Here is a 2,809-nt window from a genome sequence, read left to right on the forward strand (position 1 = left end):
CCAACGGCCGAACAAACACCTCAGGCTTACGAGCCATCACCACCTCCAGCAGCAAGCCTCCAGACTCACCACCGGACCGGTCAACACGACACGATTACGTCATCAACGTTTCCGGATGAGGCACTAGGAGGGAAAGAGCCTCCAGTGCCCCTCGGAGACGACCTCGACGGTGCCGTCGACCACCTTGATGGCCGTCTCGTCGTCCATTGCGTACGCCGGACCCGATATGCCGGCCGCCCATTGTTCCGCCTCTGCCATGGAGTTGCCCGGCATGCCCTCCTGAGCCAGGTGTGGACAGATCGAGAAGTCAACGACGCCCAACGTGCTGTCGTCACCGGTCGGCGGTCTCCACTGGACGAAGTCCTCCCCGATCCTGGGGGTCATCACCATGCTCCCGGCGCTCAGTCCCACCCAGACCGTCTCTTTCAGCGACGGAAGCAAGTTCGCCAGCCCGGACTGCCGCATCCAGTGGTACAGGTAGAGGGCATCGCCGCCCGCCACCAGCAGGACGTCCGTCTCCTGGACCAGGGGCACCCAGCGCTCTTCATCGATGCTGGGCAGCGCGGTGAGCTCCAGCACGCCGACGGACTTCCAGCCCAGGTCGACCATGGGCAGGTCAGAGTTTCCACTGATGAACCGCCAGGCACCGACGCCGGGGCCGACCATGGGGTGCCCGTACTGCGCGGTGGGGATACACAGCGCGCTCGAGTCGGCGATCGGCTTGCCCAGCAGATCGACCAACGCGCGGTGGATACTGGCGTTCTTCACGCCCGCGGACGTGAGAAGAAGCCTCAAGATGCCTCCCGATTCGAGTGCGATGGGGCGGTCTGAGGTATAGACCAGGGACCACCGTGAAACTCATCGCTGCTGAACGAGGCAAACCTACCTGCGACAGGCCGCTCGCTCCGCAGATCAGGATCGAGCGCACACAGCACCGCACGCACCGCGGCATGTCCGAACTCAGGCACCGAACTCCATCCTCGCTAGCGGATCCCTCAGCGGACACCGCAGCGGTATGCAGCCAGCCAGCGGGTGGTCGTTAGCGTTTCACTGGCCGGTGGTGCCGTCGATCGCCTCGCGGATGATGTCGGCGTGGCCGTTGTGTCGTGCGGTCTCCTGGATCATGTGGGCCAGGATCGCGCGGAGGTTGCCCGGCGCGCCCGAGGGCGTGGTGACGACGTCGTCCAGCTTGCCTGTGGCCACTACCTCGCGGGCCCGCTGGCATGTGTGCATGTACAGCCCGACCAGCCCGTCCGCGGTCTCATCCTGGTCGATCCGGAAGTCGGCCTCGGAGTCGAACAGGTCCGGCTCGTCAATCCCTGCGTAGATCTTCAAGAACCAGTGCTGCTCGGTGCCGGCCAGGTGCTTGACCAGCCCCAAAAGGCTTAGGCCGGACCTAGTCATCTGCCGGCGTAGCTGCACGTCGTCAAGGCCGTCCAGCTTGTGCAGCAGCGTCGCCCGGTGGTAGTCGAGCTGCCCGGTCAGCATCTCGCGCTCACCGGCCAGGCGGTTCGGACTCGCTCGTTCGATGGATGCGGTGAACGGCGGCGTGGGAACGGGGTTCATGACATCTCCGTCGGTGGTCGGCTGAGGGTGCCCCCGCCGTGAGTTCTACACGCGTCCTGGTACGTACAGAAGTCGATCCGCTTACGAACAGGTAGGACGATGGCGGCGCGACGCCAACGTCTCATGCGTAGGTGACGCTCGCTTGTAGGTACGTCGGGCGGGAGGTCGCTCGTGGCGGACTACACCAGTGACCGGAGTCCGTTTGGCCGAGGTAGTCACTGGCTTGGCGAACACAGGCAGAATGGATGACCCACCGGGTCGGCGTACACCGGCCAGGGACCACCGATGTCAGGTAGTTGGATCGCGCCGAGGTGCTTGGCCGTCTCCACTGCGGTCGGGTCTTCGACGGCGATGTCGAGATGAATTTGTGGCGGGTACGTCGGGTCGGGCCAGCGGGGTTGGCGGTGTTCGTCGATCTTGGCAAAGGACAGGATCGGGCCGTCGCCGCTGTCGAGCATTCTCCAGAAGCTGTCCCACTCGTGTCTGGTCTGGTGCAGTCCGAGTAGCTCGGCGTAGAACGCGGCCAGGGCGGAGTGGTCCTCGCTATCCAGCACGATTCCGCCGATCGTAGGTGCCGACCAGGTGTCGTGGGCCACGCAGAATGGATGTCCCGCTGGGTCGGACCAGACTTGGCAGTCGGTGCCGTCCTCGTGCCAGGTGGCTCCATGCTCGCGGAGCCATGCCCTTGTGGCGGTGGCATCGGGGACGCCGATATCGAGGTGGACCTGCTTTGGGTATGCCGGGTCGGGCCACTGCGGCGGGTGGTATTCCTCGATGGCTTGGAACGCCAGCCGTGGGTGCTCACCCTCCCGCCCGATCGTCATCAAGTCCGGTGGTCGCCGCAGGATCTGCATGGCGAGCAGCTCGGCGTAGAACGCGGCGAGGACCTCGGGGTCGGGGCAGTCGATCACGATGGTGTCGATTCTTGGCGTCATGGAAGCACAGGATGGCACTTGGCAGGGACACTCCAGTCCGGCTACGAGGCACACATGCTGGTAGTGCGGGTGTGCGTTGCCGCGCGTCAGCGGCGCCTTGATCCCATATGGAGAGGGCAATTCGGCAATCACCGAAGTAGGGAACGTCGCGGTCGGCCGTCCCTATCCGTACGCGGAAGGTTCGGCGGATTCTGGCGGTGGTCGCAACACGGCTGCTTGTTGGGGCGAGCGTAGCGAACGGAAACGGAACGGCCGGGTCGCAGTGGCGTCAAGGAGAAGGCCGTGGCCGCCCGATCGGGGATGATGAG

Annotated in this window: 3 protein-coding genes; all 3 read right to left on the reverse strand. The window is 65.0% G+C overall.

Annotation, left to right across the window (positions count from 1 at the left end; genetic code table 11):
- Positions 1 to 123 precede the first annotated feature (123 nt).
- Entirely contained in the window at positions 124 to 795 is a 672-nt protein-coding gene (locus ABN028_RS35035; RefSeq protein WP_349699643.1) for a Type 1 glutamine amidotransferase-like domain-containing protein, read from the reverse strand.
- A gap of 252 nt (positions 796 to 1,047) precedes the next feature.
- A complete protein-coding gene (locus tag ABN028_RS35040; RefSeq protein ID WP_349699644.1) occupies positions 1,048 to 1,566 on the reverse strand; it encodes a DinB family protein in 519 nt (172 codons plus the stop codon).
- Positions 1,567 to 1,781: 215 nt separating this feature from the next.
- Positions 1,782 to 2,501 carry a VOC family protein gene (locus ABN028_RS35045; protein ID WP_349699645.1) on the reverse strand — a complete coding sequence of 240 codons (720 nt, stop codon included), beginning with the start codon at positions 2,499 to 2,501 and terminating at the stop codon, positions 1,782 to 1,784.
- Positions 2,502 to 2,809: the final 308 nt, after the last annotated feature.

Source organism: Actinopolymorpha sp. B17G11, from assembly GCF_040196095.1.
In the GTDB taxonomy this organism is placed as follows: domain Bacteria; phylum Actinomycetota; class Actinomycetes; order Propionibacteriales; family Actinopolymorphaceae; genus Thermasporomyces.

Bases quoted from the DNA above. Each gene is read 5' to 3' on its own strand.
- ABN028_RS35045 (WP_349699645.1), bottom strand. From the start codon at position 2,501: ATGACGCCAAGAATCGACACCATCGTGATCGACTGCCCCGACCCCGAG.
- ABN028_RS35040 (WP_349699644.1), bottom strand. From the start codon at position 1,566: ATGAACCCCGTTCCCACGCCGCCGTTCACCGCATCCATCGAACGAGCG.